Raw genomic sequence first — 1,647 nt, 5'->3', positions numbered from 1 at the left:
CTCTTTAAGAGAGTTTTAATAGGGTAGGTCACTTCATTGATCATTTATTATTGGGATTAATTCATTCGTGGAAATTAGGTTGTTTAATATTTTTGTAGCCAGAGGTAATGCGATTATACGAGGAGACTGTGTTCCATTTCAGCCTCTATGGTAGACAGTTTATAATCGATTTTTTAATTTTATTGAAAAAAACGCTGTTCTTTATAGCGTCCCCAAGGGGATTTGAACCCCTGTTACCGCCGTGAAAGGGCGATGTCCTAGGCCTCTAGACGATGGGGACCTGGTTTCGCTCTAAAAGCGATATACGATTCTCTCCTTTTTGAGTAGTGTTTTTCTGTGAGATTTTGGTCTATCATATTTAATTTTTTTAGTTTCCCACTGAGAGTAGAATTTATTCTACAGAAACCCGAAAAAGGTAGTAGAATGAAGTTCAGTCAGATTAAAATTGATTTTAATTCTCTTAAATGTTATCGAAAACTTTTTTAGATGGACTATAAATTCACACAAATTTGCATTGTACGGACTTTTCTATAATTCTGTCAATATCTAATTTTGTGGAGGAGAAGCTGGTTCTAAACAGTAGAAAAGATTATTCTAATATTTAAGATTATTCTAATAATAATCTCTTGTAGCAACAAGGTTTCATAATAGTAGTAAAGTATATATTACAGGGATTTATATTCTATTGGCTAGCAGTATAGAATATAATTAGATTATTACTTAAGAGTAAAAGCTTTTATGAAATTATTTTGTGTTCGCCACGGCCACGCTGAACAGCTGCCGAATCTTGCTGGTGAGCGGCCTCTTACTCAAGAAGGAATCGAAGAGGTGGGCAAAGTAGCTGTTTATTTAAAACACCGAGGAGTATATGTCGTGCATCTTATGCATAGTGGAAAGTTGCGAGCACAACAAAGTGCAGAAATTCTGGTCTCGTCGCTGGCTGAAAGCCAGGCTATAGAGGTTTGTCCGCTATTAGGGTCCGATCATCCTATAGCACCTCTCATTGATCTCATTCAAGAATGGTATGATGACACGATGTTAGTGGGTCATATGCCTTTTATATCTCAGTTAGTTAGTTCTCTTATTTTAGGAAGAGAGGGCTATGATATTCTTTGCTTCCCTCCGGGAACAGTTGCCTGTTTAGAGAGAATTGAAAATTCTCGCTGGATACTTAATTGGGTAATACGCCCTGATTTAGTTCCCGACCAAGAAAATTAATTTTTATTTTAGTTGTAGCTTGTAGTTTTTTCCATATTTTTTGGTTGGCTCTTGATTATCTGAGAGGAAGATTCTGGTCTTTGGTGCTCTACTATTTACTTTTACCAAAAGTAGTGGTTAAATTTTTATCTCTAATTCATTTTATGTTTTAAATTAGAAAACAATTCTTATTGAATTTACCTACAACTACTTTTCAGCTTGACTCTCTTAAATTGTTATTAGCGGTTGACTTTAAAATTAGAAAAATATATGCAACAAAATTGACGTATAAAAGTATTAGAAAATATTACTAGATATTTTATTTTTTAATTTTAGAAGAGTTATAAAGGAAACACAGATTTTAATGACTATTATTGTTTCCTGATTCTCTACTTAAATCCTTTGATCTCTACTTGTGTATGTTATTTGCCTAAATCATAAGGGTATAAA

At 33.6% G+C, this 1,647-nt stretch carries 1 protein-coding gene and 1 tRNA gene; one reads left to right on the top strand and one right to left on the bottom strand.

The window, feature by feature from the left end; genetic code table 11:
- Nucleotides 1–207 precede the first annotated feature (207 nt).
- Nucleotides 208–280, bottom strand: a tRNA-Glu gene (locus CLERM_RS00305).
- A gap of 458 nt (nt 281–738) precedes the next feature.
- Here CLERM_RS00305 and sixA point away from each other — a divergent pair.
- Nucleotides 739–1,218 carry a phosphohistidine phosphatase SixA gene (sixA, locus tag CLERM_RS00300; protein WP_102156639.1) on the top strand — a complete coding sequence of 160 codons (480 nt, stop codon included), beginning with the start codon at nt 739–741 and terminating at the stop codon, nt 1,216–1,218.
- Nucleotides 1,219–1,647 lie beyond the last annotated feature (429 nt).

The sequence above is a fragment of the Coxiella-like endosymbiont genome, assembly GCF_002871095.1.
Taxonomy (GTDB): Bacteria; Pseudomonadota; Gammaproteobacteria; order Coxiellales; family Coxiellaceae; genus Coxiella.
This window is presented reverse-complemented; position numbering and strand designations above follow the sequence as displayed.